Consider the following 492-nt stretch of genomic DNA (forward strand, 5'->3'; position numbering starts at 1 on the left):
TTTTAAATAAGGGGCGCATACGCGTGGGCTATAATGCGAAGCAGCCCACGTGTATGCGTCCCAGCGAACGAAGTGAGTGACTTAATTTTTTTGTTATGCGTCATTGCTACCCCAGCCGATTTTGATGTCTGGAATTTTAGTGGTGATTAAGTTGGAGAGCTCGATTACTAATCCGCTGTCTAAGTCTGGATTTGCAGCAATATATAGCGTTCTAGCCTCACATTGGTCTAGTCCTTTACCTAAGCGAGAAACGAATTCACTTAGTAAAATGTCTTCGCCGTTTAAGTTAACTACTGTGCTAGATTTTAAAGTTATCGCATGGTGACCACATGTGGCTAACCCACAAATAACCCGGTCATGATTAACTGTGTTAACTGCGAGCGTTTGTTCTTTTGGCATGAAAGAAAGGTACGCAAAACACATTATTAAACCCAGAAGGATGGCTATAAATCCATATTGAGCATGGTTACTCATAAAGGTGTCCTTGACGCA

Annotated in this window: 1 protein-coding gene; it reads right to left on the reverse strand. The window is 41.9% G+C overall.

What is annotated here, in order from left to right; genetic code table 11:
• Positions 1–93 precede the first annotated feature (93 nt).
• A partial coding sequence (locus tag J8L84_RS20255; protein WP_211072280.1) for a hypothetical protein occupies positions 94–492 on the reverse strand: 399 nt, incomplete at its 5' end.

This window comes from Alteromonas sp. MMG017 (genome assembly GCF_018100795.1).
Classification (GTDB): Bacteria; Pseudomonadota; Gammaproteobacteria; order Enterobacterales; family Alteromonadaceae; genus Alteromonas.